The sequence below is a fragment of the Stenotrophomonas sp. NY11291 genome (genome assembly GCF_023277365.1).
GTDB classification, from domain to species: domain Bacteria; phylum Pseudomonadota; class Gammaproteobacteria; order Xanthomonadales; family Xanthomonadaceae; genus Stenotrophomonas; species Stenotrophomonas geniculata.
In genome coordinates, this window is the sequence record NZ_CP096975.1 from 2,999,891 (window position 1) to 3,024,068 (window position 24,178).

The 24,178-nt window shown below is 64.8% G+C and carries 25 protein-coding genes and 1 pseudogene; 19 read left to right on the plus strand and 7 right to left on the minus strand.

All coding sequences use genetic code 11. The annotated features are described in order from the left end of the window. Positions 1-76: 76 nt before the first annotated feature. The 3 genes from M1L61_RS14025 to M1L61_RS14035 all read right to left on the minus strand — a co-directional run bounded on the left by M1L61_RS14025 (position 77) and on the right by M1L61_RS14035 (position 2,924). Positions 77-523: a hypothetical protein gene (locus M1L61_RS14025; RefSeq protein WP_010484845.1), complete on the minus strand. Its 447-nt coding sequence runs from the start codon at positions 521-523 to the stop codon at positions 77-79. Between the two features lie 427 nt (positions 524-950). Further along, on the minus strand, positions 951-2,630 hold the full coding sequence (locus tag M1L61_RS14030) for a type IV secretory system conjugative DNA transfer family protein (protein WP_248853661.1): 1,680 nt from the start codon (positions 2,628-2,630) through the stop codon (positions 951-953). A 36-nt stretch (positions 2,631-2,666) separates the two neighbouring features. Next, on the minus strand, positions 2,667-2,924 hold the full coding sequence (locus M1L61_RS14035; RefSeq protein ID WP_029379975.1) for a hypothetical protein: 258 nt from the start codon (positions 2,922-2,924) through the stop codon (positions 2,667-2,669). A 234-nt stretch (positions 2,925-3,158) separates the two neighbouring features. Here M1L61_RS14035 and M1L61_RS14040 point away from each other — a divergent pair, with 234 nt between their 5' ends. Continuing rightward, a complete protein-coding gene (locus M1L61_RS14040; protein ID WP_049482594.1) occupies positions 3,159-4,367 on the plus strand; it encodes an MFS transporter in 1,209 nt (402 codons plus the stop codon). Between the two features lie 16 nt (positions 4,368-4,383). On the opposite strand, the gene M1L61_RS14045 is transcribed toward M1L61_RS14040, so the two are convergent. Continuing rightward, positions 4,384-4,863 (minus strand): MerR family transcriptional regulator, encoded by a 480-nt coding sequence (locus M1L61_RS14045; protein WP_248853662.1) that lies wholly within the window; start codon positions 4,861-4,863, stop codon positions 4,384-4,386. Positions 4,864-4,952: 89 nt separating this feature from the next. Here M1L61_RS14045 and M1L61_RS14050 point away from each other — a divergent pair, with 89 nt between their 5' ends. From M1L61_RS14050 to M1L61_RS23190, 6 genes and pseudogenes are all read left to right on the plus strand, one after another. Next, positions 4,953-6,191 (plus strand): NADH:flavin oxidoreductase/NADH oxidase family protein, encoded by a 1,239-nt coding sequence (locus M1L61_RS14050; protein WP_248853663.1) that lies wholly within the window; start codon positions 4,953-4,955, stop codon positions 6,189-6,191. A gap of 93 nt (positions 6,192-6,284) precedes the next feature. Then, a complete protein-coding gene (locus M1L61_RS14055) occupies positions 6,285-6,761 on the plus strand; it encodes a hypothetical protein (RefSeq protein WP_010484832.1) in 477 nt (158 codons plus the stop codon). Positions 6,762-6,864: 103 nt separating this feature from the next. Further along, positions 6,865-7,134: a hypothetical protein gene (locus M1L61_RS14060; protein WP_010484830.1), complete on the plus strand. Its 270-nt coding sequence runs from the start codon at positions 6,865-6,867 to the stop codon at positions 7,132-7,134. 125 nt (positions 7,135-7,259) lie between these two features. Further along, on the plus strand, positions 7,260-7,505 hold the full coding sequence (locus M1L61_RS14065; protein ID WP_248853664.1) for a hypothetical protein: 246 nt from the start codon (positions 7,260-7,262) through the stop codon (positions 7,503-7,505). A gap of 97 nt (positions 7,506-7,602) precedes the next feature. Then, complete coding sequence (locus M1L61_RS14070; protein ID WP_005410137.1) at positions 7,603-7,851, plus strand: hypothetical protein; 249 nt, start codon at positions 7,603-7,605, stop codon at positions 7,849-7,851. Positions 7,852-8,032: 181 nt separating this feature from the next. Continuing rightward, a pseudogene (locus tag M1L61_RS23190) lies at positions 8,033-9,735 on the plus strand (ATP-binding protein). An 8-nt stretch (positions 9,736-9,743) separates the two neighbouring features. Here M1L61_RS23190 and M1L61_RS14085 read toward each other — a convergent pair. Beyond that, on the minus strand, positions 9,744-11,267 hold the full coding sequence (locus M1L61_RS14085; protein ID WP_049413014.1) for an FAD-dependent monooxygenase: 1,524 nt from the start codon (positions 11,265-11,267) through the stop codon (positions 9,744-9,746). Between the two features lie 82 nt (positions 11,268-11,349). Between M1L61_RS14085 and M1L61_RS14090 the strand changes: the two genes are divergently transcribed. Together M1L61_RS14090 and M1L61_RS14095 are read left to right on the plus strand one after the other, a co-directional pair. After that, positions 11,350-11,994, plus strand: a complete 645-nt coding sequence (locus M1L61_RS14090) for a TetR/AcrR family transcriptional regulator (RefSeq protein ID WP_248853666.1) — start codon at positions 11,350-11,352, stop codon at positions 11,992-11,994. A gap of 74 nt (positions 11,995-12,068) precedes the next feature. Beyond that, positions 12,069-14,210 (plus strand): TonB-dependent receptor, encoded by a 2,142-nt coding sequence (locus tag M1L61_RS14095; protein WP_248853667.1) that lies wholly within the window; start codon positions 12,069-12,071, stop codon positions 14,208-14,210. Between the two features lie 58 nt (positions 14,211-14,268). On the opposite strand, the gene M1L61_RS14100 is transcribed toward M1L61_RS14095, so the two are convergent. Further along, positions 14,269-14,550, minus strand: coding sequence for a hypothetical protein (locus tag M1L61_RS14100; RefSeq protein ID WP_010484816.1), 282 nt, complete (start codon positions 14,548-14,550; stop codon positions 14,269-14,271). Between the two features lie 210 nt (positions 14,551-14,760). On the opposite strand from M1L61_RS14100, the gene M1L61_RS14105 reads away from it, so the two are divergent. The 8 genes from M1L61_RS14105 (at position 14,761) to M1L61_RS14140 (ending at position 22,090) form a co-directional block, all read left to right on the plus strand. Next, positions 14,761-15,435: a response regulator transcription factor gene (locus tag M1L61_RS14105; RefSeq protein WP_019338179.1), complete on the plus strand. Its 675-nt coding sequence runs from the start codon at positions 14,761-14,763 to the stop codon at positions 15,433-15,435. Then, positions 15,435-16,784, plus strand: a complete 1,350-nt coding sequence (locus tag M1L61_RS14110) for a HAMP domain-containing sensor histidine kinase (protein ID WP_010484812.1) — start codon at positions 15,435-15,437, stop codon at positions 16,782-16,784. The genes M1L61_RS14105 and M1L61_RS14110 overlap by 1 nt, the downstream gene beginning before the upstream one ends. 323 nt (positions 16,785-17,107) lie before the next feature. Beyond that, positions 17,108-17,524, plus strand: a complete 417-nt coding sequence (locus tag M1L61_RS14115; RefSeq protein WP_049436684.1) for a hypothetical protein — start codon at positions 17,108-17,110, stop codon at positions 17,522-17,524. Positions 17,525-17,731: 207 nt separating this feature from the next. Then, complete coding sequence (locus M1L61_RS14120) at positions 17,732-18,922, plus strand: efflux RND transporter periplasmic adaptor subunit (RefSeq protein ID WP_248853668.1); 1,191 nt, start codon at positions 17,732-17,734, stop codon at positions 18,920-18,922. After that, on the plus strand, positions 18,919-20,883 hold the full coding sequence (locus M1L61_RS14125) for a MacB family efflux pump subunit (RefSeq protein WP_248853669.1): 1,965 nt from the start codon (positions 18,919-18,921) through the stop codon (positions 20,881-20,883). Before M1L61_RS14120 ends, M1L61_RS14125 begins: the two co-directional genes overlap by 4 nt. Before the next feature lie 90 nt (positions 20,884-20,973). Continuing rightward, positions 20,974-21,372, plus strand: coding sequence for a hypothetical protein (locus M1L61_RS14130; protein ID WP_248853670.1), 399 nt, complete (start codon positions 20,974-20,976; stop codon positions 21,370-21,372). A gap of 27 nt (positions 21,373-21,399) precedes the next feature. Beyond that, on the plus strand, positions 21,400-21,777 hold the full coding sequence (locus tag M1L61_RS14135) for an EF-hand domain-containing protein (protein WP_049436688.1): 378 nt from the start codon (positions 21,400-21,402) through the stop codon (positions 21,775-21,777). Positions 21,778-21,892: 115 nt separating this feature from the next. After that, entirely contained in the window at positions 21,893-22,090 is a 198-nt protein-coding gene (locus M1L61_RS14140; protein WP_032128612.1) for a hypothetical protein, read from the plus strand. Between the two features lie 85 nt (positions 22,091-22,175). Here the strand turns inward: M1L61_RS14140 and M1L61_RS14145 are convergent, their stop codons facing one another. Beyond that, the gene (locus M1L61_RS14145) at positions 22,176-22,514 is read right to left on the minus strand and encodes a helix-turn-helix domain-containing protein (RefSeq protein ID WP_043398633.1); all 339 of its coding nucleotides are present in this window, start codon (positions 22,512-22,514) and stop codon (positions 22,176-22,178) included. A 102-nt stretch (positions 22,515-22,616) separates the two neighbouring features. On the opposite strand from M1L61_RS14145, the gene M1L61_RS14150 reads away from it, so the two are divergent. Both M1L61_RS14150 and M1L61_RS14155 read left to right on the plus strand, forming a co-directional pair. Further along, positions 22,617-23,606, plus strand: a complete 990-nt coding sequence (locus tag M1L61_RS14150; RefSeq protein WP_248853671.1) for an MDR family oxidoreductase — start codon at positions 22,617-22,619, stop codon at positions 23,604-23,606. Between the two features lie 146 nt (positions 23,607-23,752). Beyond that, the gene (locus M1L61_RS14155; protein ID WP_248853672.1) at positions 23,753-24,073 is read left to right on the plus strand and encodes a hypothetical protein; all 321 of its coding nucleotides are present in this window, start codon (positions 23,753-23,755) and stop codon (positions 24,071-24,073) included. Positions 24,074-24,178: the final 105 nt, after the last annotated feature.

A 24,178-nucleotide genomic window follows, 5' to 3' on the forward strand; every position in this document is an offset into this window, starting at 1 on the left:
CTGCTGAAACATCAATGGGCATGGAGCCCCTGCGACAGGCGCGGGGAGCAGCACGTTCGATGGTTTCGAGGTGGACTCAGGTGCCGCTGTTGGAATCAGCGCCCTGCGCCGACGCGGTGGGCGTCGAGCCAGCGCTCTGCACAACGATCTGGTTGCCAACAATGGAGACGGAGATGCCTTGCGCCGAATACGCCGAAGTCAGATCGATCACAGCCTGCTGTGCATTGGTGGTGTCGATCTTCGAGACCGCGCCATACAGCGTGAAGTCCGAGTTGAGGCGGTAGTCCAGTGTTCGTCCGGAATCCTTGGCCCAGCGCTCGAGCATGGCTTTGAGCGTGCCATCCATCGGCGAGGCCTGGTAGACGTAGCTGGAGTACAGCGGGATCTCGGTCGTCGCCACGGCAAAGCGATTGACCGGCTTCCAGCGCCCACCGAAATCGGGGGCGGACTTGGTGGCACACCCTGCCACCATCAGCGCCGCGACTGCGGCGATGGAGATTTTCGCGATAAACGCCTGATTCATACGGGCTTCACTTTGACGTACGAAAAAGCAGTCCCGAGCGTTGGTTCCCTGGTCGTCCAGCGCTGCATGGCGCACGCCGGAATCGGGGAGACGCGCTGGCATGCAGCACACCTGCCCCGGCTCCCCTGCAGCCCGAAAGCTGCCAACCAGGTCGCGGGGCCGCCAGACGTTGCCGACGACACACCCGCACACCCTCACCAACGTCGAAACCATCCTTGTTTCCATGGCACAAACTCCTGGCCACCCTGCGTTACAACTTTTGCCATCCAGCACACACTTCTGGATGACGAACACAGAGTTACACAACCACGCGTCAATTCCATGTCAGACAAGTCTGAAAATCTATGAACAGATGCCGAATTTTTGACTCAGGTCACGATTTCATGTCAGTGAATATGAATACATGTCACAAATTTAGCGACGTGAATTAGACGTTAAGCATCGGAACGTCGACCTTCGGCAGCAGCCGCGACGTGAAATAGCGGTCCTTGTAATAGCGGATCTTGTCGCACTTCACCGGATGCGGTATGCCCTCGTAGAGGAATACTTCCTTGTCCGGCCCCATCGCCTTCAGCTCCTGAGGCAGCATCAGTGCGCGCCGCTCCTCGGTGAAGTTGTGGGTCTTCTCGCGGGCATGGGTGACGTTCTTCTTGCGGATGGTGGTGTAGCCCAGCATGTCCGAGTAGTCGTTGGCGTCCTGCTGCTCGCGCGGCGCGTACAGGATCTGCAGCGCGTGGTTGGTGATGATCGTGCGTGACACTTCCCGTCCGTAGGTGGCATCAAGCTGGGACATGCTCTGGATGATCGGCAGCAGGCGGATGTTGTAACCGGCCATGTAGGACACCGCCGAGGCGATGATCTCGACCTTGCCGATCGAGGTGAATTCGTCCATCAGCAACAGGCACTGGTACTTCAGGTCCGGGTTGGACTTGGGCAGTTCCTTGGTATTGAGGTTGATCAGCTGGCTGAAGAACAGGTTGATGATCAGCCGGCTCTCGGCCAGCTTGTTCGGCTGGATGCCGATGTAGATGGTCATCTTCTTCCTGCGCACGTCGGTCAGCAGGAAGTCGTTGCTGCTGGTGGCCTTGTCCAGCACCGGGTTGATCCAGGGATTGAGCGGCTCCTTGAAGGTGCCGAGGATCGAAGCGAAGGTCTCGTCGGCCTGGGACAGCATGTTGGCGAACGCCGAACGGGCGTTGCCACTGAGGAACGACCGCTCCGACAAAGCCTTGAGGTACTTCTTCAGATCGGTGCCGTCGCCCGATGACAACCGGTAGACAGCGCCCAGCGTGGGCGTGCCCGAACCGCCCGGGAATCCGCTGCTGCGCTCGTCATCCCAGTTCTCGAACAGATACAGGGTGAAGGCCATGAACGCGTTGCGCGCCTGGCTGACCCAGAATTTCTGGTCCTCGGCCCCATCCGGATACAGCATCGCGGCAATGCTCATCAGGTCCGAAACCCGGAACGCCGGATCATCGGACACATAGCTGAGCGGGTTCCAGCGGTGCGTGCGCCGATCTTCGGCGAAGGGATTGAACAGGTAGATCTCCTGGCCCTGGCTGGCGCGCCAGCCACTGGTCAGGTCGAAGTTCTCCTGCTTGATGTCCAGCACCACCAGCGATTCGCCGTACTCCAGCAGGTTCGGGATGACCACGCCCACGCCCTTGCCTGAACGGGTGGGTGCCGCAAGGATCACGAACTGCTGGCCGTCCAGCCGCACCAGCTTGCCGCCATGGCTGCCGACCACGATGCTCTGGCCGGTCTTCTTGAACATGCCGTGCTTGGACAGGTCGGCGCCGGTGGCGAAACGCGCGTCGCCATGCAGCGAGCGCTTGTCCTTCTTCAGCAGCAGCGCCAGGCCGGTCACCAGCAGGGCCATCAGCGGCAGACCGAAGCCCACGTAGCCAGCCCATTTGATCTTGCCCACGAAGGGCGCGACCTGTGGCTGGTCCAGCGCATTGAAGTACTGGTAATAGGTGTTCCAGGTGAACAGCTTGGTATCCAGGCCCAGGAACAACAACGTCAGGTAGCCGGAAAACACGAAACCAAGCAACAGGGTCGCCAGCGTGGTGATGGCGATGAGCAGATACTTCTTACTGGGCAACACCCGAATCCTCCATGATGCGCACAAGGGCGCGACGGCCTAGCGGCGGCGCCAGCGCGACGCCTTCTTCCGCAGGTGGTTTTCGTTCTCCAGCCCGGGCTCTTCGCCCTCTTCACGCACCCGTTGCAACAGCAGTTGGCGCGCTTCGGCCAGTGATACCAGGTCGGTCAGACGATCCCCATCGTCGGCGACGACCGCATGGCCGACCACATCGCCCGGAGCGTACACCGGCGCGTAGGACACCGCTACCAGCTGATAGCGGCCGCGCGTCTCCAGCACATGCCTGAACTCCTGCATCGACATCCTCCTTGTTCCAGCATTCCACAGCCCCTGCACGCCCATCATGCCGACCGCCGTGTCGTCATCACATGCAGGAGGCCGGCAACAGGGGGCCGCACGCGCTGCAGCACCGAGCCCGTGCCCGGCGTGCCGCAATCCCATCGATCAAACACTGATTTGCCCCGGGCGTGGCTGCTGCTGTTGCGGTGCAGCAGTACAATGGCTGGCTCCCCGCCCCCATCGCGCCCCCGCATGAGCCCCAACGCTTCCCTGGCTGCGCGGCTGACGCCCCGTCAGCGCACCTTGATCATTCTTGCCCTGTCCCTGGGCGGCTTCGCCATCGGCACCAGTGAATTTGCCAGCATGGGCCTGATGCTGGAGATCAGCCGCGGCCTGTCGATTTCCGAAACCCAGGTCGGCCACCTGATCAGCGCCTACGCCATCGGCGTGGTGGTCGGCGCCCCGATCCTCGCCTTCGTCGGCGCCAGCTTCCCGCGCCGTAAGCTGCTGCTGGCACTGATGGGCTTCTATGCCGTCGGCAACCTGGCCAGCGCATTGGCACCAAACTACGGCACGATGCTGATCGCGCGTTTCGTCGCGGGCCTGCCACACGGCGCCTACTTCGGCGTGGCGATGCTGGTGGCGGCGGCGATCAGCCCGGCCGGCCAGCGCGGCCAGGCGATGTCGCGGGTGCTGCTGGGCCTGTCGATTGCGATCCTGGTCGGCAATCCGCTGACCACCTGGCTGGGCCAGCAGCTGAGCTGGCGCACCGCCTTTGCCCTGGTCAGCCTGCTGGCCATCGCCACCGTGGCGATGATCGCGCGCTTCCTGCTGCCGGACCCGGACGAAGTGCGCACTTCGCCGATGCGCGAACTGCGCGCCTTCAACACCACCCAGGTGTGGCTGGCGCTGGCAATCGGCGCCGTTGGCTTCGCTGGCATGTTCTGCGTGTTCACCTACCTGGCGCCGACCCTGGTGCAGGTCACCGGCGTAGCCGAATCGTGGATGCCGCTGGCGGTGGGCGTGTTCGGCATCGGTGCGATCATCGGCAACATCGCCGGTGGCTGGCTGGTGGACAAGTTCCACTTCAAGGCCGCCGCGGTGGTGCTGCTGTGGTCGATCGTGATGCTGCTGCTGTATCCGCTGGCCGCGCAATCGGTGTGGACCATCGGCCCGATGATCATCACCGTCGGCACCATGGGCGCGCTGGCCGCGGTGCTGCAGACACGCCTGATGGACGTGGCCGGCGAAGCGCAGACGCTGGCAGCTGCCTCCAACCATGCCGCCTTCAATACCGCCAATGCACTCGGCCCGTGGCTGGGCGGCTTGGCGATCAGCGCCGGCTTCAGCCCGGCCAGCACCGGCTATGTCGGTGCGGCCACTGCGATCGGCGGCCTGCTGCTGTGGTGCGTGGCAGTGATGCTGGACAGGAAGCGCAAAGCCACCGCCGGCAGCCACTGAACACGGCGCCGGCTCGTCAGTCGCTGCCCACGCGGCGGCGGCGTCCCGGTCGCAGCAACGCCGTATCGCCGGCCGCCAACGTCGGTCGCGCCAACTTACCGCGCCGTACGCGGTCCAGTACCCGCCGCGAGTTGGCCGCGCAGTCGATGCCCTCCGGCCGTGCCTGGATGTCCTCGATCAGGGCCAGCAGATGGGCCCGGCTCTGTGCCAGCCGCAACTGCAGCGCCTCGATGTCGGCCACCTTCTGCTGCAGCATCGTGATCAATGCGTCGTGCTGCCACTGGCCCATGTCTGGCGGCAACAGGGTGCGTATCTCCTCCAGGCTGAAGCCGGCGCGCTGTGCACCGGTAATCAGCTCCAGCAACAGCACCGCCTGCTCCGGGTAGTCGCGGTAGCCGTTGGCCTGCCGCTGGACCACCAGCAACCCGGCCTCTTCGTAGAATCGGATGCGCGACGCTGCCAGACCCGTGCGCCGGGCCAGCTCACCGATCTTCATCTGCCTGAATCCTCGACATCGGAACCTGTTGACCTTCAATCAAACTTGAAGGTTAGCGTAGCGCCATTCCCCTGTCCTGGAGCTGTCCGATGTCGCTGTTCTCGCCCCTGGCACTACCCTCCGGTGCCGTCATCCGCAACCGCATCGCCAAGGCGGCGATGGAGGAAAACATGGCCGATGCCGACCACGCCCCCTCCGAAGCGCTGCTGCAGTTGTACCAGCGCTGGGCCGACGGCGGCGCCGGACTGATCATCACCGGCAACGTGATGGTCGATGGGCGCGCCATGACCGGGCCGGGCGGCGTGGTACTGGAAGACGATCGTCACCTCGACCGCTTCACCGCCTGGGCGGACACTGCCCGCTCGCGGGGCGCGCAGATGTGGATGCAGATCAATCACCCGGGGCGGCAGATGCCGGCCGCACTCGGCCAACCCGCGCTCGCGCCGTCAGCCGTTGCTTTGCAGATGGGCGCGCTGTCCAAGCAGTTCGCACCGCCGAAGGCGATGACCGAGGACGACATCGACGCGGTGATCGCGCGCTTCATCCGCAGTGCCGAGCTGGCCGAGCGCGCCGGTTTCAGCGGGGTGGAGATCCATGCCGCGCACGGCTACCTGCTCAGCCAGTTCCTGTCGCCGCTGTCGAACCGTCGCGAGGATCGCTGGGGCGGCAGCCTGGACAACCGTGCGCGCCTGCTGCTGGAGATCGTGCAGGGTGTGCGCGCGGCCGTGGCGCCCACCTTCGTGGTGGCGGTGAAGCTCAACTCCGCCGACTTCCAGCGCGGCGGTTTCTCGCCCGAGGACGCGCGCGCCGTGGTGGAGATGCTGGCGCCCCTCGGCGTGGATCTGGTCGAACTGTCCGGCGGCAGCTATGAAGCACCGGCCATGACCGGCGCCGCACGCGACGAACGCAGCGTGGCCCGCGAAGCGTACTTCCTCGAATTCGCACGCGAGATCGCCACGGTGGCAACGATGCCACTGATGGTCACCGGCGGCATCCGCCGCCGCGAAGTGGCAGAACAGGTGCTGGCCAGCGGCGTGGCCATGGTCGGCATCGCCACCGCGCTGGCGATCGAGCCGGATCTGCCGCAGCACTGGCAGCAGGGCCGCGACCCGGTGCCGACACTGCGCAACATCAACTGGCGCAGCAAGCTGCTGGCGGCCAGCGCGCACATGGCCGCAGTGAAGTATCAGCTGGGCCGGTTGAGCCGGCACCGCCCCACCGCGCCCGGTATCTCACCGGCCTGGGCACTGCTGCTGGCACAGGCGGACGTAAAGTGTCGGACCCGCCGCTACCGGCGCTGGATCGGCGCCCGCGTCTTCGCACATTGAGCCGCGCGGACTTCTCATCACCGCAGCGATGCTCCACCATCTGCAGGATCGGCGGCACTCCGCCGCCGGTCGCAACTTGGAGATGGAAGCCACGTGGCAGCAGGATCGACCAGGAACCGCGAGAAGCTGCTCGACGACCTGCTCTCGCTGGGCCGCAACTGGGCACTTGCCATCGCCATCGCCGGTGCCGGCGCGGCCGTCCACTACAACGAATCGGTCTACGAGGCCGGGCTCTGGCGTGGCCTGCTGCCCACCCTCTGCTTCCTGGTCGCGATCATCTGGATCGTGCTCAGCATCATCCGCTTCGACCTGACCCTCCAGCAGCACTTCGAGCGCAAGCGCACGCGCTGGCTCAGCCGCCTGCTCTACGTGGTGCTGCTCGGTACCGGTATCACTGCCGTGTTCTTCGTGACCGAACTGGCGTCCAACAACCACATCGCAAGAATGTGCGACGCCGTGGCCAACGAACCGGCCAGCCGGATCCACAGGTCCGCCGAGTGCCAGCGCCTGTATCAGCATCGGGCGGCCTACCGGCAACGGCTGGAGTCGGCCGAGGGCGAGTTCGACTGAAGCCTGCGCCGGCTTCGCATCGCGTGCGCGAAAAACACATGGCGTGGATATGCCGTCGGGCACAGTGGCTACGCCTCCCTTGCAGCGAACGAACGCCGCCGACATGCACCACCCACCCGCCCCTGCCCGTCACGATGCCATCGCCCTTCAGGCCGGTGTACTCGGCAGTGTGTTGGGCGTGACGCTGTTCAAGGCGATCGCACTGTCCGCACTGGCGAGTGGATCCTTGATGGTGATCGGGCTGTGGCTGCTGGCCTGCGCGCTGCTGGCTGCCTGGGCACTGGCCGCCTGCCTGGCCTGCCTTGCGCTGAGCCGGCGCGTATTCGTGCTGATGCTGGCGCTGAGCATGATGCTGATGATCTGCGTCGCCTGATCCCAGCAGGCGCGGGACTATCGCGCATCTGTTACAGAATAACAAGTGCGGTTGGTCGGATTGTGCGTGCCCGGGGTCACGGATTTGAATGCCATGGCCAGCCCGGCACCACCCGAGACCTCCCCATGACCCTGCAGCCCCTGCTTCGCGCCTCCCTCACCGCCGTTGCCCTGGCCTCGCTCAGCGCCTGTGCCACCTATGACGACAGCAACATGTATCAGGCCTGCCAGGAATCACCGCATCTGAAGGACCTGCCGCGCGAAGTGGCTGCCCGCGAGAGCCGCTGCAACAAGGGCATGGAAGTGTGGTCGAGCGAGCGCAAGGGCAGTGACAGGCCGATCGACCTGAGCGGCAGGAAGAAGGATCTCTGAGCCGCCTGGCATCTTGATCGTTCCGATGCATGCGGATGACCAGCCCGTCACGATCAGAAGGGCAGGATAACGCCTCCCCACCGCGACGACTTTCCCGATGCCGGCCACTGGTCACCCTGTCATCCATGCCTTTGAAGCTGTGTTCGACCTGTCTGGCGGAGTGGAGCGCATTACGGCGCTCACTGTCATCTGCCGGCACTGTTCTGAAACCCGCTCGGCCAGCGAAGACAACTTGGTCCAGCTGCCGGGCGGTGCCTTGTTCCGCTGCGATGGATGCGGCAGTCATCAGGCGGTGAGCCATGCGCGGGTTGCCGATTGGCAGGTGAATTCGCTTCTGGGTGTCTGAGGCTGGAATACGACGGTGCCATGACGCAGGCTGTTGGCGCAGGGATGATGGTGAAGTCAGAGGCCGCCCCGTGAGCCACCTCGTCGGCCCGAAGGGCCGATGACGGCCAGGGCGCAGGACCTGTGCAGAGCGCAATGACATCACCTCGGCTAAGCTGCGGCACCTTTCTTCACGCACGGCCATGCATCCCTTCCCCCTTCCTGTCTCGGCACCCGATCAACTCGCCTACCGGCTGCTGCAGGACAGCGACTGGGCCCGTTCCGCCGACGCCGCCAACGCTACTCCCGAACTTCGCGCTCTGCTGGCGATGATCCTGGATTCTCCGGAGCCGCTGTGGATCGCATGGGGCCGCGACAACAAGGCGTTCTTCTTCAACGATGCCTACCTGCCGATGCTGGGCGGCAAGCTCCACGGCGCCATGGGCAGCCGATTGGAAGACGTCTGGGCGGACGTCTGGGCCGACGTCGTCGATGCTGTCAACGACGCCTTCGGCGGCACGAGCCGCAGTTTCAAGAACATGCCGTTGATGATGGACCGTGATGGCACGTTGCGCGAGACATTCTGGACGTTCTCCTACTCGCCGCTGCGTGCCGGTTGCGGAGGCGTGGCCGGCATCATCTGCGTCGTCAGCGAGCAGACCGAACGGGTGATCGAGCGCGACCGGCACACGCGCCAGGTAGCGGCCATCACCGAGCAGGCACGCGAGGCCCACCTTGAACTGGTACGCGCCCGCGAACAGCTGCGGCAGTCGCAGAAGCTGGAGGCCATCGGCCAGCTGACCGGCGGCGTTGCACACGACTTCAACAATCTGCTGCAGGTCATCACCGGCTCCGTGGACATGCTGCTGCATACCTGGCCAGCCGGAGATGCGCGCCTGCGCTATGTACAGGCCATCGAAACCGCCGCTGACCGCGCCACTCGCCTGACCGCCCAGCTTCTGGCGTTCTCGCGTAGACAGAGCCTGTCGCCGCAGGTGTTCGACCTTTGCGAGAGCGTGCGCGCGCTTTCAGACATCATCACCACAGTACTGGGTGCGCGCATCTCCGTATCAGTAAACCTGCCCGACGCCCCGTTGCCGGTACTGCTGGACCGGACCCAGCTCGACACCGCACTGATCAACATCGCGGTGAACGCGCGCGACGCCATTGACGGCCACGGCAAGGTGACGATCGATGTGGAACAGCTGACATCGGTGCCTTCCGTGCGGTTCGCGGCGCCGATGAAAGGCAACTTCGCTGCGATCAGCGTCAGCGACACCGGTGCCGGTATCGATCCGTCCGTGGTGGACCGGATCTTTGAGCCATTCTTCACCACCAAGGGAGTGGGCGCGGGCACCGGGCTTGGCCTCAGCCAGGTGTTCGGCTTCGTCAAGCAGTCCGAGGGCGAAGTGGACGTACAGAGCCAGGCCGGTGTCGGTACGCGCTTCACGTTGTATCTGCCGCTGGCGCAGGAAAACGCCACCATCGAGCTGCCGACCACGCAACAGGGGCTGCTGCATGGCCACGGATTGTGCGTACTGGTGGTGGAAGACAACGTGGATGTGGCCGAGTTTGCAGTCGGGGCGCTGCGCGAGCTTGAGTACAACGTCGTACTCGCGCGCAATGCCGACGAGGCACTGGCGGAGCTCGAGCGCGACGCTGCGCGTTTCACGTGGTGTTCAGCGACGTGGTCATGCCCGAGACCAATGGGCTGGATCTCGCCCGCACCATCCGCAGCCGCCTGCCCGATCTTCCGATCATTCTCACCAGTGGCTACAGCGAACTGCTGGCCCGCGATCCAGGCCACGGTTTCACGCTGCTGCGCAAGCCCTACTCACTGAAGCAGCTGGCCTCCGTGATGACCGAGGCCAGCCGTCGCTCGCAGACGATGGTGACTGCGCTTTAGCCGGCAGATCACCGCGTCGGACCGGTCCAGGAAGCAAGCGCCGAATCAAGGCCGGGCATATCTCCTCCTATGCCGCAGGTCCAGGCAACGACGCCATCCGGGCGCACCAGCACCGCCCCCAGACCCGATGCCACATCTCCAGTATCTGCGGCGCAGGCGATGGAAGGCTGCCAGCGTTGGTCATGCTGCGGCGGCGAAGACGCCGGGTCGAAAACAAGCAGCGCCCCCTGCCCCGCTCTCAGCAGTTCGCCCAGGCGGCGGCCATCGGCCAACCGGAAGTCCGGCGCGCTCCTGCCGACCAGCGGGTGCTCTCCGCCAAGTTCCAGCTGCTGCGAAACACCCCAGATCCGCTCGGCCAGATACGTGGCCCCATCGCGGGTGCCGGCCAGGTCGGCCATGATCGCTGCCAGCGCGCGCGAGCCGGCCCCGGGACGCATCAGCGCAACCTGCGCGCGCGACCAGTCCAGCACCTTGGTGCCCACCGGATGGCGCTCAGACTGATAGCTGTCCAGCAGCGCCTCATCAGCCTTGCCCCGCACTACGGCGGCCAGCTTCCAACCGAGGTTCATCGCATCGCCGATGCCAAGGTTCAGCCCCTGGCCGCCCAACGGTGAATGCATGTGCGCGGCATCACCTGCCAACAGCACACGGCCGCTGCGATAGGCCGTCGCTTGGCGCGCAGCATCGGTCCATGTCGTGGCCAGGTGCAATGCAGTGATCGTTGCCTCGCGGCCAGACACCCGCCGCAGCAACGCTTGCGCGGAGTGCCGGTCCAGTGGCGTGCGATGGCCCGCGCCACCGTCGAAATCGGCCAGCGCCAGCAGGCCTGGCGGGTTGAAATTGCACATCCCGTGATCGGTGAACTGTCGGCCCGGTGTGAGTACACACCCATCTGCCAGTTCGACCAGCAGCGTGTAACCGGTGAACTCCGGCCCGGTTCCGGCAAAGATGAAGCCCGATTGCTTGCGTACCGTGCTGCGGGCCCCATCACAACCGACCAGCCAGCGGCCGTGGACCCTGCCGGAGCCGATGTGCACGGCAACCTGCGCCTCGTGCGCATCCACCGCCTGTACCGCACGCCCGCGTTCGATGCGCACGCCCAGCGCAATCGCACGTTCGGCCAATACCGTTTCCAGGGCCTGCAGCTCCACCGCCATCTGAGTGCCCACTGGCGTCGGCAGGCGCCAGCTCCAGCGCGTGCGGTCGACGTCGTCCAACGCAAACGGAATGCCGGCGAAGTGGCCACCCAGCGCCCGCGGTTGCGCCAGCCAATGGGCGGTGCCTAGCGGCGGCGCGCCCTTGTCGGGCTTGAGCACCTGAGTCGCGACGACCGCGTCCAACAGGCCACGCCGATCCAGTGCCTCCAGCGTGGGGACGTTCAGGCCGCGCAGCCCGAATGGCAGGCGCTTCAACGGCGAATCAGCGGACCCGGCCTGTTCCAGCACCAGCACCGAACACCCGGCATGGGCCAGTTCGCAGGACAGGAACAAGCCAACCGGGCCAGCACCGGCAATGACGACGTCGTACAGCATGGAGATTCCTTGTGAGCGCCGGGTCGGCGCTCTGGCGGGACAAATGTTACACTCGGTGTACGTTTTCACACATGAACCACCCATGACCCCGCTTCCTGACCGTCGCGAGCAGCGCAAAGCCAAGACCCGACAAGCGATTTCCGACGTCGCCACCGAGCTGATCATCCGGCGGGGCTTCGAGGCCGTCTCCATGTCCGAGATCGCCGAAGCCGCGGGCGTCTCACGCAAGACGGTCTTCAACTACTTCGCCAGCAAGGAAGACCTGGTGTTCGATCGCGATGAGGAGGCGCGCACGCTGCTGCGCGAGGGCATGATGGCGCGCAGCGGAATGACCCCGCTGATGGCCTTCCAGTCACTCGTGCGCGAGTTGCTGGAGGCGGGCCATCCACTGCTGCGCATCAATGCCGGTGCTGCCGCCTTCTGGGGCACCGTGGCGGAGAGCCCGGTACTGGTCGCGCACGCGCGACGGCTGCAGGCGCAGTTGACTGACGATCTGGCGCAATTGATGGCCGACGCTGTCGGCCGGCCCGGACATGACGCCGAAGGGCGATTGGGCGCGGCCATGCTGCTGGCGTCGATGGTGGCGGCCTATGAGAAGGGACTGGCAAGCCAACTGCAGGGCGAGGACCCGCGCGAGGCCATGCTGCAGCTGATCGTGCGCGGCGCCAACGGGGTACTGGTGGCCTTGGCGGGCACCCCATATACGGACCCCGGCGCGCGTCCATAGCGCATTCGGGGGATAGGTTTCGAAGTGTTGCAAATGCTAATCTTTCTCATTTGCAGACACATAGCCCCTCCCCAATGCCCCTTCCCACACCCCTGCAACGCGCCCTGTACCTGGCACTGACCCTGCCCTTGGCACCGCTTGCCCATGCTGCCGAGTCCTCTACTGCCGCGCCCAAGGACCTGGACAAGGTCGAGGTTCGCGGACGTGCACAGGCGCTGTACCGGGTGGACGATGCTGCGGTCGGCACCCGCACGGATACACCGCTGGAGCTGGTCCCACAGTCGATCCAGGTCATCCCGCGTGAACTGATCGACGACCAGGCGGCGCGTCAGGTAACCGATCTCTATCGCAGCATCAGCGGCATCAGCTATTTCAGCTATGCCGGGGTGACCCTGCGCGGCTTCCGCCAGGAGAACGTGCTGTATGACGGTCTGCGCGGCGACCCGTATGCAGGATTCTCGGTGCCGCAGTTGTTCAACATCGAGCGCGTGGAAGTGCTGAAGGGACCGGCAGGCGCGCTTTATGGCGGGGGTGATGCGGGCGGTGTCATCAACTACGTAACCCGCAAGCCCAAAGCCGCTGCCGAGCGCCGCATCGAGGTCCAGCTGGGCGACAAGGACTTCCGTGCCGGATCGATCGAGGGTACCGGGCCGTTGAATGCCGCCGGCAGCGTGCGCTATCGCGCCGGGCTCTATGCCGACAATGAAAAGGGCGTGCGCTGGAACACCGACAGCGAGAGCGTGATCGGCGATGCCTCGCTGGCCTTCGACGTCGGACAGACCGGCGAACTGGTGCTGCAGTTCACCGACATCACCCAGAACCTTGGCGGCAACCGTCTGCGCGGCGTGCCGGTCAACGATGCAGGCACGTTCCTGACCGACCGCCGCTGGAACCACAACGAGGCCAGCGACTTTCTCGACATGCGCGCCAAGGTGGCGCTGGCGCAGTACCGCTTCGCGCCGCTCGACACGCTGGACCTGGACTTCGCCGCCCGCTGGTTCAGCAACAACGAGCACCAGATGTACCACGAGCCGATGGGCCTGCTCGATCGTGACCGCGATGGCGTGGCCGAATGGATGACCCGCCAGCTGCGCAACCAGATCCGCGACAACGACGCATTCACTGCCAACGGCAATGCAGTCTGGCGGGTGACCACCGGCGCGGTGGAGCACAAGGTGCTGTTCGGCGCCGATGTATACCGGCTGGACGCGTACTTCACCGCACAGACCGCGAACAGCGCTGACCTTGCGCGTGGCGCCGGGCCGGTGCGCGGCATCGACCTGTTCAATCCCGTGTACGGCGCCAGTACCTGGCACGACTACAACCTGGCGGCCCTGCCCTGGCGCAGCACGTCCACCCGCAGCAAGCGCTATGGCGGCTACCTGCAGGACGAACTGGCACTGGGCACACGCTGGCATGTGCTGGCCGGACTGCGCTGGGATGGCTTCAAGGATGAGGACCGCATGGGTGGCAGCAGCGTGGATGGCAACGATCTCAGCTGGCGGCTGGGTAGCACGTTCACCGTGCGCGAGGGCCTGAATGTCTACGCCAACATCGCCAATGGTTTCGTGCCGCAGAGTGCCGCCAACCAGAACCCGGCCGCTGGCGGACCGTTCGATGCCGAGCGCAGCAAGCAGTGGGAAGTGGGCATGAAGTCGCTGCTGGCCGACCGTGTGACCTTGAACATGGCGGCCTACCGGATCGACCGCAGCAACATCGTGCAGGCCACCGGCGAGGTGATCGGTGGCGTGAACCAGTTGGCCGCGCTGGGCCTGGTACGTAGCACCGGCATGGAGCTGGACCTTCTGGCCGACCTCACCGAGCGCTGGGTGCTGAACCTGACCTACGCCTACAACGATGCGCGGGTGAAGGACGCCGGCCCGAATGGCATCACCAACGCCTCCGGCGACCGATTCGCCAATGCGCCGCGCAACAAGCTGGGACTGTGGACGCGTTATGACCTGCCGGCGATCAACTCCGCCATCGGCTTTGGCGCCGATCACGTCGACGAACGCCTCAGCCTGGATGGGCAGACGGTCAAGGCCTACACCGTGTTCGACGTGAGCTGGAAGACCACGTGGAGGCAGTGGCACTTCCAGGCCAACGTCAAGAACCTGTTCGACAAGGTGTACGCGGCCAGTGGCTTCATTGAACGCAACGGGCATTTCCCCGGCGAGCCACGGCGGGTGTATGTGCAGGCGGCCTACAGCTTCTGACACAGGGCTGCGAACCATGATGACAGGGGGAGGTGGCTGCCCACCTCCCCTCCCGGTGTCAGTGCGAGCAGGCCACCAGCATCGAGCGGGTGGCCATCTGGGTGGAGGTGAAGCCGTTCTTGTTGCCCACCGCGATGGCGTTGCCGTCGTCGCCATCCTTGCTGAAGACCACATAGCCGCCTGGGCACATCTGCCCGGCCTTTTCGTAGCAGCCGCTCCAGGAGCTGGAGCCGCTGCAGTCGATGGAGACGCCGCGTCGGCCATCGGGGGTAACGGTCATCCTGGCGGTGGTGCAGCCACTCAGCGCGGCCACGAACAACAACGGAACGAACAACTTCATGGGTACTCCAGGGGGTGGGATCAGCGGAAGGGCGCCAAGGCTGGAGTGCCCGGATTGCGCGAACCTTGCGCCGACATCCGCTTTCCTGCGTCCATTACAGCCTTGCGGGACATCGGGAAGGCACGCCATGTTCACGCAATGTTCCTGTAATACGGTGCCGGCGCGTGCCGAACCGCCCCGCCACGCCCCCTTCCTGCGCAAACCCCGCCGATGCACATCCTGCTGATCGAAGACGAAGCCGAACTGGCCGCTACCCTGAAGTCCGCCCTGCAGCGCGAGCGCTACGTGGTGGACCTGGCCAACACGCTGGCGCTGGCCCGCGAAGCGGCGCTGTGCGGATCGCACGACCTGGTGTTGCTGGACCGCACCCTGCCCGACGGCGACGGCCTGGGATTGATTTCGCTGTTGCGTGAGCGCAACCCCGGGGTGCCGATCATCGTGCTGAGCGCGCTGGGGCAGCTGCCGGACCGCATCGCCGGCCTGGATGAGGGCGCGGACGACTATCTGGCCAAGCCCTTCGCACTGGAGGAGCTGTTCGCCCGCATCCGCGCTGCCGGGCGCCGGCCGAGCGGCATGCAGGTGGAACTGGTGAGCATCGGCCGGTTGGTGTTCGACCCGGCATCGGGCGAGGCGAGCGTGGGCGGGCAGCGGCTGGAGCTGCCGCGCCGTGAGATACGTGTACTGGCCGCGCTGGCCCGGCGTCTGGGTCGCACCGTGCTGCGCGAGTCGATTGAAATGGCGGTGTATGGATTCGATGACGGCATCCATTCCAACACGCTCGATTCGCACGTATCGCGCCTTCGCCGCAAGCTGGCCGATGCCGACGCAGGAGTAGAGATACACGCCATCCGCGGTGTCGGCTATCTGATGCGGGAAGCCAAATAATGGCGCGTCGTCCATCGCTGAAGCGTCCGTTGATCGTCAAAACGCTGATCTATCAGCTAATGGCGTTGCTGGTGGCGTTCTTCGCGCTGCTGATGGTGCTGATACGTGCCGACAGCGGTGGCTACTACACCATCCAGACCTTTGCGCCGGTGGCCGCCGACGCGGTGCACCGCGACCGCAATGGCGAACTGTACGTGCAGAACACACCGGAACTGGCCGAACTGCTGAAGATCGTTCCCGGTGCATGGTTCATCGCCGAGGATGAGCATGGCCACTACGTTACGTTCGGACCTGTGCCGCCGGCCTATGCCTCGCTGGTAGGCGCACTGGATGGCATCCCCTTTGGCGACCTGCGCGGGCGGGATCGCAGCGATGGCCTGGCCGTCGTGGTCCGCCAGCACAGCGGGCCGGCCGGCAAGCTGACCATCATGGCCCATGGCGAAACCGATACGCTGACCTGGCAGATGGCGCTGGCGGCACACATCATCACCCTGCCGATCTTCCTGCTGCTGGGCCTGGCCACCATCGTCCTGACACCGATCATCGTGAGACGGGCCCTGGCCGGGGTGGAGCGCATCGCCGAGGAAGCCCGCAACATCTCCGCCAGCCGCCGCGGTGTCCGCCTGACAGAAACCGCTGTGCCTGTGGAGATCGCTCCGTTGGTGACGGCGGTGAATGAAGCACTGGAGCGGCTGGACGAGGGGCACGAACGGCAACGCCGCTTCATCGCCGCCGCCGCGCATGAGCTGCGCACACCCATTGCGATTCTGAGGGTAAAGGTCGATGCGGCCGACGACGCCACCTCGTGCAGCCTGGCCGTGGAAGTGGCGCGGCTGGCGACGCTGGCAGAGCAGCTGCTGGATCTGCACCGCATGGACGAAGACGGGCCGAAGGAAACCATCAACCTGGCGCGGGTGGCCAAACGGGTGGCCGCCGATCTGGCGCCGCTGCTGATCCAGTCGGACAAGACCGTAGCCGTGGCGGTGGAATCACATTTCCCGGTGCTCGGCGAGACCGGCGCAGTGGAGCGGGTAATTTCCAACCTGGTACTGAATGCTGCCGAACATGGCGGACGCCAGATCATCGTGCGCGTTCAAGGCAGCTGCCTGGAGGTCGAGGACGACGGCCCCGGCATACCGGTCGACCAGCGCGAACGGGTTTTCGAACCCTTCCAGCGGTTGCGGCCGCGGCAGACAGGCGCGGGCCTGGGGCTGAACCTGGTGCGCCAGGTGATCGACCGCCACGGCGGCCACGTCACGATTCTGGATGCGCCGGGTGGTGGTGCATTGATCCGTGTCGAGTTTCCATTGCATCCGGGCGTGACCAGCACGCCACCGCTGGAGCACTGAACACATCGCATGCACCTGTGTAACCGGCGCCTGTCCATGCGTGGCCGGGAGCGAGGACAGGCAAGGTTGCGGCAATGTTCGCTGGACAGCATCGGGGTGTGGCACCTGCCGTGCCACCGCGTTCCTATCTGACAGGAAGCCTGCATGTGACCCAGGGAGCTCCCCCACCGTCCCCTTCCGCACGCACTGTGCCACCGCGGAATTCGCCCGGACTTACGGCTGCCGCATGGAATCGCCGCCCACACAATGTCCGCGCGCCCGGCCTGCAACATTGGCCGCTTTGGCTGCGGACAGTTCCCGATATCGAGCGCGCTGGTGTGTTGATGCGACTGTTCGGCGCGTTGTTTCTGCTGCTGCCCGGCCTTGCGCTGGTGGCTTCAACGTATCGGCACGCGAGCACCGCGGCGGCGGCGGCCGTGTTCCTGTTCGTTGCCGTGCATGCCGCGCTGCACGGGCTGGCGGCATGGCGGGCGGCAACCCCGCACCCAACGCCACCGCTGCTGCGCGCCCTGGACGGCCATGCCGCTGGGATAATGATTGCCAGTGCGCTGCTGATCACCATCGGTGCAGGAATGGCGAAGCTGCATGCTTCGACCTTCCTCTGGTTGTTGGCCGGTGCTGCGATTCAACTCTGCACTGCGCGCATCGCAGGTCACCGGCTGCGAAATGCACTGCTGGTTCTCGGTAGCGCCCTGCAGTTCATCGCCGTCGCACTGCTCGCTCTTCACGCCGCGCGCTGACACAACGATCGCTCCGCAAGGTTCGCGCAACCCAGCGCATGAAGACTCGACGGTCAACCACGTCTGCCACGACAGACGTGTGTTTCTACTGCCGTGAGGACCCCCGATGACCTGTCTGTTCTGGATGTTGCGCCGATGCCACGACAGACGTGTGTTTCTACTGCCGTGAGGACCCCCGATGACCTGTCTGTTCTGGATGTTGCGCCGATGAGCGCCGTACCGCGCAAGCGCCGCCGTGCGCTCATCGTTGCTGCCGGCCTGCTGTGCAGCGCGCTGATTCTGTTCGCGTGGTTGCGGCCCGCACCACCTCCGCACCTGCAGGTTGCACCGGTCGCTCGCGGCAACATCGAACAGGTGGTGGAGGCCACTGGCACGCTGAAGCCCTCGCGACTGGTAAGCGTGGGTGCACAGGTCTCTGGCCGCATCGATACTCTGCATGTAAAGCTGGGCGACAAGGTGAAAGCCGGCGATCTCATTGCCGATATCGATTCGCGCACTCAGCGCAATGCATTGCTGAGCGCGCAGGCCGCGCAGCGCACCGCGCGCGCCAACCGCGATGCGCTGGCCACCGACTTGCGCCAGTTCGAGCTGACACTGCATCGGCAGCAGCAACTGGCGGCCTCGCAACTGGTGGCCCGCGCCGACTTCGATGCAGCCAAGGCCAAGGTCGATGCCACCCGGGAACAAATCGCTGCGCTGGACGGTGAAGTGACGCGCCGACAGACCGACGTCGATGTCGCACAGACCAATCTGGAATTCACCCGCATCACCGCCCCCACCGACGGCACCGTGCTGGCCGTGGTCGCGCGCCAGGGGCAGACCGTGAATGCGGTGCAGAGCGCACCGACCATCGTGATGCTGGGCAACCAGGACGTGATGACGGTGTACGCTGAGATCTCCGAGGCCGACGTCGTACACACGTCTGTCGGGCAGGAGGTATTCTTCACCATTCTTGGTGATGCTGGCCGCCGCTACAGCAGCACGTTGCGGGATATCGCGCCAGCGCCGGAATCGATCACCAACGAAGACAGTTCCAGCCTCGCCGCACCGGCGGTGTCGGGTGGCAGTCGCACGGCCATGTACTACAACGGCCAGTTCGACGTGGACAACGCCGATGGCCGCCTGCGCAGCTACATGACCGCGCAGGTTCGCATCGTGCTGGGCCGCGCCAACGACGTACTGATCATTCCCTCGGTCGCATTGGGTGCACGCGCCGCCGATGGCAGCTACAGCGTGCAGGTACGCGGTGCCGACGGCCGCGCCAGCACGCGGCGCATCACCACCGGGCTGGATGACCAGATCCAGGTGGAAGTACGCGACGGGCTGAAGGAAGGCGAACAGGTCGTGCTGGCGCAGGCCAACGTCGAAGCCACCAACGCGCCTGCACAACCCCAATGAGTACGACCATGAACGAGCCACTGCTGCGCGTTCGCGGCGTACGCCGTGAATTTGCCGCGGGCGAGCAGACACTGGTAGTACTCGACGGCATCGACCTGGATATCCACGCAGGTGAACTGGTGGCCATCGTAGGCCAATCCGGCTCAGGAAAATCCACGCTGATGAACATCCTGGGTTGCCTGGATCGCCCCTCCGCCGGCGTCTATCAGATCGCCGGGCGCGAGACCGCGCAGATGTCGCCTGATGAACTGGCCGAACTACGCCGCGAGCACTTCGGCTTCATCTTCCAGCGCTACCACCTGCTGACCGATCTGACTGCACTGAGCAATGTGGAAGTGCCCGCGATCTACGCCGGCATGCCTGCCGAGGCACGCCATGCGCGTGCGGCCACGCTGTTGTCGCGGCTTGGCCTGGGCGAGCGCATGCAGCATCTTCCTGGTGAGCTGTCGGGTGGCCAGCAGCAACGCGTTTCGATTGCACGGGCCCTGATGAATGGTGGCGCGGTGATCTTCGCTGACGAACCTACAGGTGCGTTGGACACGCATTCCGGCAAAGAAGTGATGAAGATCCTCGGCGAGCTGCATGCCGAGGGCCATACCGTGGTGCTGGTTACGCATGACATGGCCGTGGCCGAGCATGCGCAGCGCATCATCGAAATCCGCGATGGGCGGATTGTGGGTGATCGTGCCACCGGTACTGGTCTGTCAGCGGGCGTGGCGACGCCAGCCGTGCCCCAGCCTGCGGGCAACAGCGGCTGGCAGGTCTGGCGGGACCGTTTCACTGAAGCCTTCCGCATGGCACTGCGTGCGATGAATGCCCACCGCATGCGCACCTTCCTGACCATGCTCGGAATCATCATCGGCATTGCTTCGGTCGTGGCGGTGGTAGCACTGGGCACCGGTGCACGGCAGGCCATCCTGTCCAACATCTCCTCGTTGGGTACCAACACGATCGAGATCTATCCCGGTTCCGGCTTTGGCGACCTGCACTCGGCGCGGGTGGAAACACTCACCCCCGGCGACAGTGTGACCCTGGCCCGGCAACCATTCGTGGACAGCGCCACCCCCGGTGTTGCCACCAGCGGCACTGCCCTGCGCGGCAACCGTTCGGCCAGCGTGCAGGTGCAGGGCGTCAGCGAGCAGTATTTCCGCGTGCATGGCCTGAAGCTGGGCGAAGGCGCCTTCTTCGGCCCACCGGGTGTGAGCGGCTACCAGCAGGTCGTGGTGATCGACGCCAATACCCGCGCTCGCTTCTTCGCTGCCGCGGACAATCCCATCGGCCAGACCCTGCTGCTGGGCAACGTGCCTGTGCGTATCGTGGCCGTGGTGAAGAAGGATGCCGGTGCTGCCGGCGATGCGTCACTGCTGCGGGTATGGCTGCCCTACACCACCGCCATGGCACGCATGCTGGGGCAGAGCCACGTGTCCAGCATCACCGTACGCGTTTCCGATGCGATCAGCATGGAAGCGGCCGAGCAGGCCATCGGACGATTGCTGACGCGGCGCCATGGCAGCACCGACTTCTACATGAGCAACAACGCGCAGATCCGTGAATCCATCGAACAGACCACCGGCATCCTGACCATGATGATCAGCTCCATCGCGGCCATCGCATTGGTGGTCGGCGGGATCGGCGTGATGAACATCATGCTGGTGTCGGTGACCGAGCGAACCCGCGAGATCGGCGTACGCATGGCGGTGGGTGCGCGCCGCAGCGACATCCTGCAGCAGTTCCTGATCGAATCGGTATTGGTGTGCCTGCTCGGCGGCGTGCTCGGCATCGGCGTGGCCCTGGCGTTGGGTGCCGCATTGGAGTTGGCCAAGGTGGGTTTCAGCCTGGTGTTCTCCGTCCATTCCATTCTCGCCGCCTTCGCCTGTTCCAGCCTGATTGGTATTGGCTTCGGATTCCTGCCGGCACGACGTGCCGCACGGCTCGATCCGGTGGAGGCACTGGTCCAATAGCCAATGCATCTACCTGTGTTGACAGCAGGTTCGCGCAATGTCCGCAGTGTGTACTACGGCTACCGAGAATGTCCGCACAGGAGCTGGACGATGTTTCTTAGAACAGGAAAGCCCGCGCTGCTGCTGGTAGCTGCCGCGCAGCTACTGGTGTTGATGCCCTACTCCAGCGACGCCCGCGCACAGCGTGGCGATCGCTACAGCCCGCACTGGAGCCAGGACTACCGCGATCGGGAGCGCGATGCATGGGAGCGGCGCGAACGTGAGCGGGATCGTGAGCGGGAACGCGAGCGCCGGCACGACGCCAAAGCCACCGGCGTGGTAGTGGGCGTGGTGGGTGCAGCGGTGGTGGCCGGCGTGATTGCCGCTGCTGCCAAGCGCGAACGCGAAGTCCGCGAGCGCGCCGACTACTGCATGAACCGCTACGGCAACTACGACCGCCGCAACGATACCTATCGCAGCACCGACGGCTACACCTATCCCTGCCGCTGATTGCCCCTCAACAAGGACAAACACCCCATGACCAGAACTGCTCTGTTGATTGCCCTGTGCGCTGCCCCATTACTGGCCGAGGCCGCACCGGCCGATCCGAAACAGGCCTACATCGATTCCACGTTCACCGCGATGGATACCAACAAGGATGGACGCGTCGACAAGTCCGAGTACGCAGAATTTCAGCAGGGCCGTTTCAACAAGCAGGCCGATTCAATCGACGCCGCATTCACCGCGATGGACAAGAACAAAGACGGACGGATCAGCAAGGAGGAAGCCATCGTGGTGCCGGAGATCGCGAAGTACTTTGCGGGCCTGGACACCGATGGTGATGGCTATCTGTCACTGAAGGAAATGCAACAAGCCATGGTGGCCGCTCAGACTGCAGACGCGCCAACAAAGTAAATCCAGGGCGGGGCGCTGAAGATGGATGCCCATCCGGACGCGGTGCGGGTTGAACACACCCTCTTCCCACGTTAGCCTCCGAGATGCCCAAGGAGGGCTATCAACGGAGTGAAGCATGAAGATTGGATTCAAGCTGTCTGTTGCTATTGCGGCTGCTGCACTGACCCTGGGAATCGGCAGTGCCTCCGCGCAGTCCCGCTGTACCCCGTGCTACACCGCCTACGAGGCTTGTCTGGCGGCGGGCAATGGCGAGAAGGTGTGCTACCCGGCATTTGCCCGCTGCCTACGGAACAGCGGCTGCACCATCCCGTAAGTCACGCACTGCCGTGATTCATGCCGGCCCCCTCCGGGGGCTGGCATTGGTGCGCGCCATATTCCATGCTCGGCCGACAATCACCTCAGGGCGAACGCTTGAAACCACGATAGGTTTCACCCCACTCGCGCATGGCCAGCAGCACCGGAACCAGCGTGCGCCCGAACTCGGAAAGCTCGTATTCCACCTTCGGCGGCACTTCCGGGTACACGTGGCGGATCACCACCCCGTCGGCTTCCAGTTCCCGCAGCTGGCTGGTCAGCATGGACTGGGTAGCGTTGGGCACACGCCGCGTGAGCTCCATGAAGCGTCGCTTGCCTGTCATCAGGTGGAACAGAATGACCGGCTTCCACACGCCGCCCATGACCGACAGCGTGACTTCCACCGCGCAACCGCTCTTGCCGTCCCAACGCCTGCTACGCATGCATACTCCGGAAAACCATAGTACCTACGGAAAATCATCGTTCTTGTTGCGATAGTGGTGCGAGCCTAGCATGGGCTCATCCATTGAACGTGAGACCGCACCATGAGTTTCAAGGCACTGCTGACCCGCAAGACCAACGACGGCGTTTCCACGGAGCTGGTCGATTTCGATGAAGCCAACCTGATGGATGGCGACGTGCTGGTGCAGGTCGAGTACTCCACGCTGAACTACAAGGACGCGCTGGCCCTCACCGGCACGCGCCCGGTGATCCGGACGTTCCCGTTGATCCCTGGCATCGATCTGGCTGGCGTTGTACTGGAGTCGGGCAATGCCGGTTTCCAACCCGGTGACCGCGTGGTGTTGAACGGCTGGGACCTCAGCATGGGCCACCACGGCGGCCTCGCCCAGCGCGCCCGTGTTCGCGGCGAATGGCTCAACAGGATTCCCGCCAACCTGAGCACCCGCGACGCCATGGCCATCGGCACCGCCGGCTACACCGCGATGCTGTGCGTGCTGGCGCTGGAAGATGCCGGCGTGATGCCGGACAAGGACGATGTGCTGGTGACCGGCGCCAACGGTGGCGTCGGCTCGATTGCGGTGGCGATCCTTTCAAAGCTGGGTTATCGCGTAGTGGCTGCCACCGGGCGCCCGGAACACGCCGAGTATCTGCACAGCCTGGGCGCCGCCGAGATCATCGACCGCGCGCAGCTTTCAGAACCGCGCGAACGGCCGGTGAGTGCCGAGCGCTGGGCCGGCGTGGTGGATGTGGCAGGCGGCCCTACCCTCGTCAACGCCATTGCCGAGACGAAGTACCGCGGCGCAGTGGCCGCGTGCGGGCTGGCGCAGAGTGATGAGCTGCATGGCTCGGTGCTGCCCTTCATTCTCCGCAACGTGACGCTTGCCGGCGTGGATTCGGTGAATGCGCCGCAGGCCGTCCGCCAGCGCGCGTGGGATCGTCTTGCCACCGACCTGGACCCGCAGAAGCTGGAAAGCACCGTGCAGCTGATCGGGCTTGCCGAGGTGCTGGACGTCTACGACCAGATCATTCCGGGCAAGGTGCGTGGGCGGATTGTTGTGGATGTGAATGCGTGAGCAGATCGTCTGGATCCACTGCATCTGATGCAGTTTCCATGCTGCGGCGAATGGTGAACACGCAGTGAAACGACGCGGGCGGCGGTGACCTCAAGCCAACGCCGCTCGCATACGCTCGGGTTCCCATCGCTACCTGGACACCTGACATGCCAATGACCGCGTTCGCACTTGCCGCTGCGCTTTCGGGCCTGCCCGACATCACCTGGGAGCGCGAGCGCGCCGAGGATGCGCACCAGCTCATGCTGTGCCAGATCCATCGCGATGCGCTGAAGCAGAACGAGGGCAAGGACGATGCCTATCCGCGTACCAAGGCGGTCTGCGATCTGCTGGCGCGCGAGTACAAGGACAAGTGGGATTTCGATGCGCAGGACGCGCTGGCCGCTTCGGCGGTGGATCTGGATGAGCTGATCCGGCGCGGTGATGTGGTGGAGGTCCCGCCAACGAAGCAGGATCGCGCCTACGAGTGACGCCGTGCCTGCAGGCAAGGCAGCACGCATCGTCTAGGGCCCTTATCATGTGGGCTCAAGGGCCCAATAAGCCCTATTGACGCTTGCAAGGCAGTATCTGGATGT

Coding starts and splice junctions, on each gene's coding strand:
- M1L61_RS14070 (WP_005410137.1), top strand. CDS start 7,603: ATGCCGGCCACTGGTCACCCTGTCATCCATGCCTTTGAAGCTGTGTTC.
- M1L61_RS14110 (WP_010484812.1), top strand. CDS start 15,435: ATGGCGCGTCGTCCATCGCTGAAGCGTCCGTTGATCGTCAAAACGCTG.
- M1L61_RS14135 (WP_049436688.1), top strand. CDS start 21,400: ATGACCAGAACTGCTCTGTTGATTGCCCTGTGCGCTGCCCCATTACTG.
- M1L61_RS14105 (WP_019338179.1), top strand. CDS start 14,761: ATGCACATCCTGCTGATCGAAGACGAAGCCGAACTGGCCGCTACCCTG.
- M1L61_RS14155 (WP_248853672.1), top strand. CDS start 23,753: ATGCCAATGACCGCGTTCGCACTTGCCGCTGCGCTTTCGGGCCTGCCC.
- M1L61_RS14045 (WP_248853662.1), bottom strand. CDS start 4,863: ATGAAGATCGGTGAGCTGGCCCGGCGCACGGGTCTGGCAGCGTCGCGC.
- M1L61_RS14065 (WP_248853664.1), top strand. CDS start 7,260: ATGACCCTGCAGCCCCTGCTTCGCGCCTCCCTCACCGCCGTTGCCCTG.
- M1L61_RS14130 (WP_248853670.1), top strand. CDS start 20,974: ATGTTTCTTAGAACAGGAAAGCCCGCGCTGCTGCTGGTAGCTGCCGCG.
- M1L61_RS14120 (WP_248853668.1), top strand. CDS start 17,732: ATGAGCGCCGTACCGCGCAAGCGCCGCCGTGCGCTCATCGTTGCTGCC.
- M1L61_RS14040 (WP_049482594.1), top strand. CDS start 3,159: ATGAGCCCCAACGCTTCCCTGGCTGCGCGGCTGACGCCCCGTCAGCGC.
- M1L61_RS14090 (WP_248853666.1), top strand. CDS start 11,350: ATGACCCCGCTTCCTGACCGTCGCGAGCAGCGCAAAGCCAAGACCCGA.
- M1L61_RS14115 (WP_049436684.1), top strand. CDS start 17,108: ATGCGACTGTTCGGCGCGTTGTTTCTGCTGCTGCCCGGCCTTGCGCTG.
- M1L61_RS14150 (WP_248853671.1), top strand. CDS start 22,617: ATGAGTTTCAAGGCACTGCTGACCCGCAAGACCAACGACGGCGTTTCC.
- M1L61_RS14050 (WP_248853663.1), top strand. CDS start 4,953: ATGTCGCTGTTCTCGCCCCTGGCACTACCCTCCGGTGCCGTCATCCGC.
- M1L61_RS14140 (WP_032128612.1), top strand. CDS start 21,893: ATGAAGATTGGATTCAAGCTGTCTGTTGCTATTGCGGCTGCTGCACTG.
- M1L61_RS14060 (WP_010484830.1), top strand. CDS start 6,865: ATGCACCACCCACCCGCCCCTGCCCGTCACGATGCCATCGCCCTTCAG.
- M1L61_RS14095 (WP_248853667.1), top strand. CDS start 12,069: ATGCCCCTTCCCACACCCCTGCAACGCGCCCTGTACCTGGCACTGACC.
- M1L61_RS14145 (WP_043398633.1), bottom strand. CDS start 22,514: ATGCGTAGCAGGCGTTGGGACGGCAAGAGCGGTTGCGCGGTGGAAGTC.
- M1L61_RS14125 (WP_248853669.1), top strand. CDS start 18,919: ATGAGTACGACCATGAACGAGCCACTGCTGCGCGTTCGCGGCGTACGC.
- M1L61_RS14035 (WP_029379975.1), bottom strand. CDS start 2,924: ATGCAGGAGTTCAGGCATGTGCTGGAGACGCGCGGCCGCTATCAGCTG.
- M1L61_RS14100 (WP_010484816.1), bottom strand. CDS start 14,550: ATGAAGTTGTTCGTTCCGTTGTTGTTCGTGGCCGCGCTGAGTGGCTGC.
- M1L61_RS14085 (WP_049413014.1), bottom strand. CDS start 11,267: ATGCTGTACGACGTCGTCATTGCCGGTGCTGGCCCGGTTGGCTTGTTC.
- M1L61_RS14025 (WP_010484845.1), bottom strand. CDS start 523: ATGAATCAGGCGTTTATCGCGAAAATCTCCATCGCCGCAGTCGCGGCG.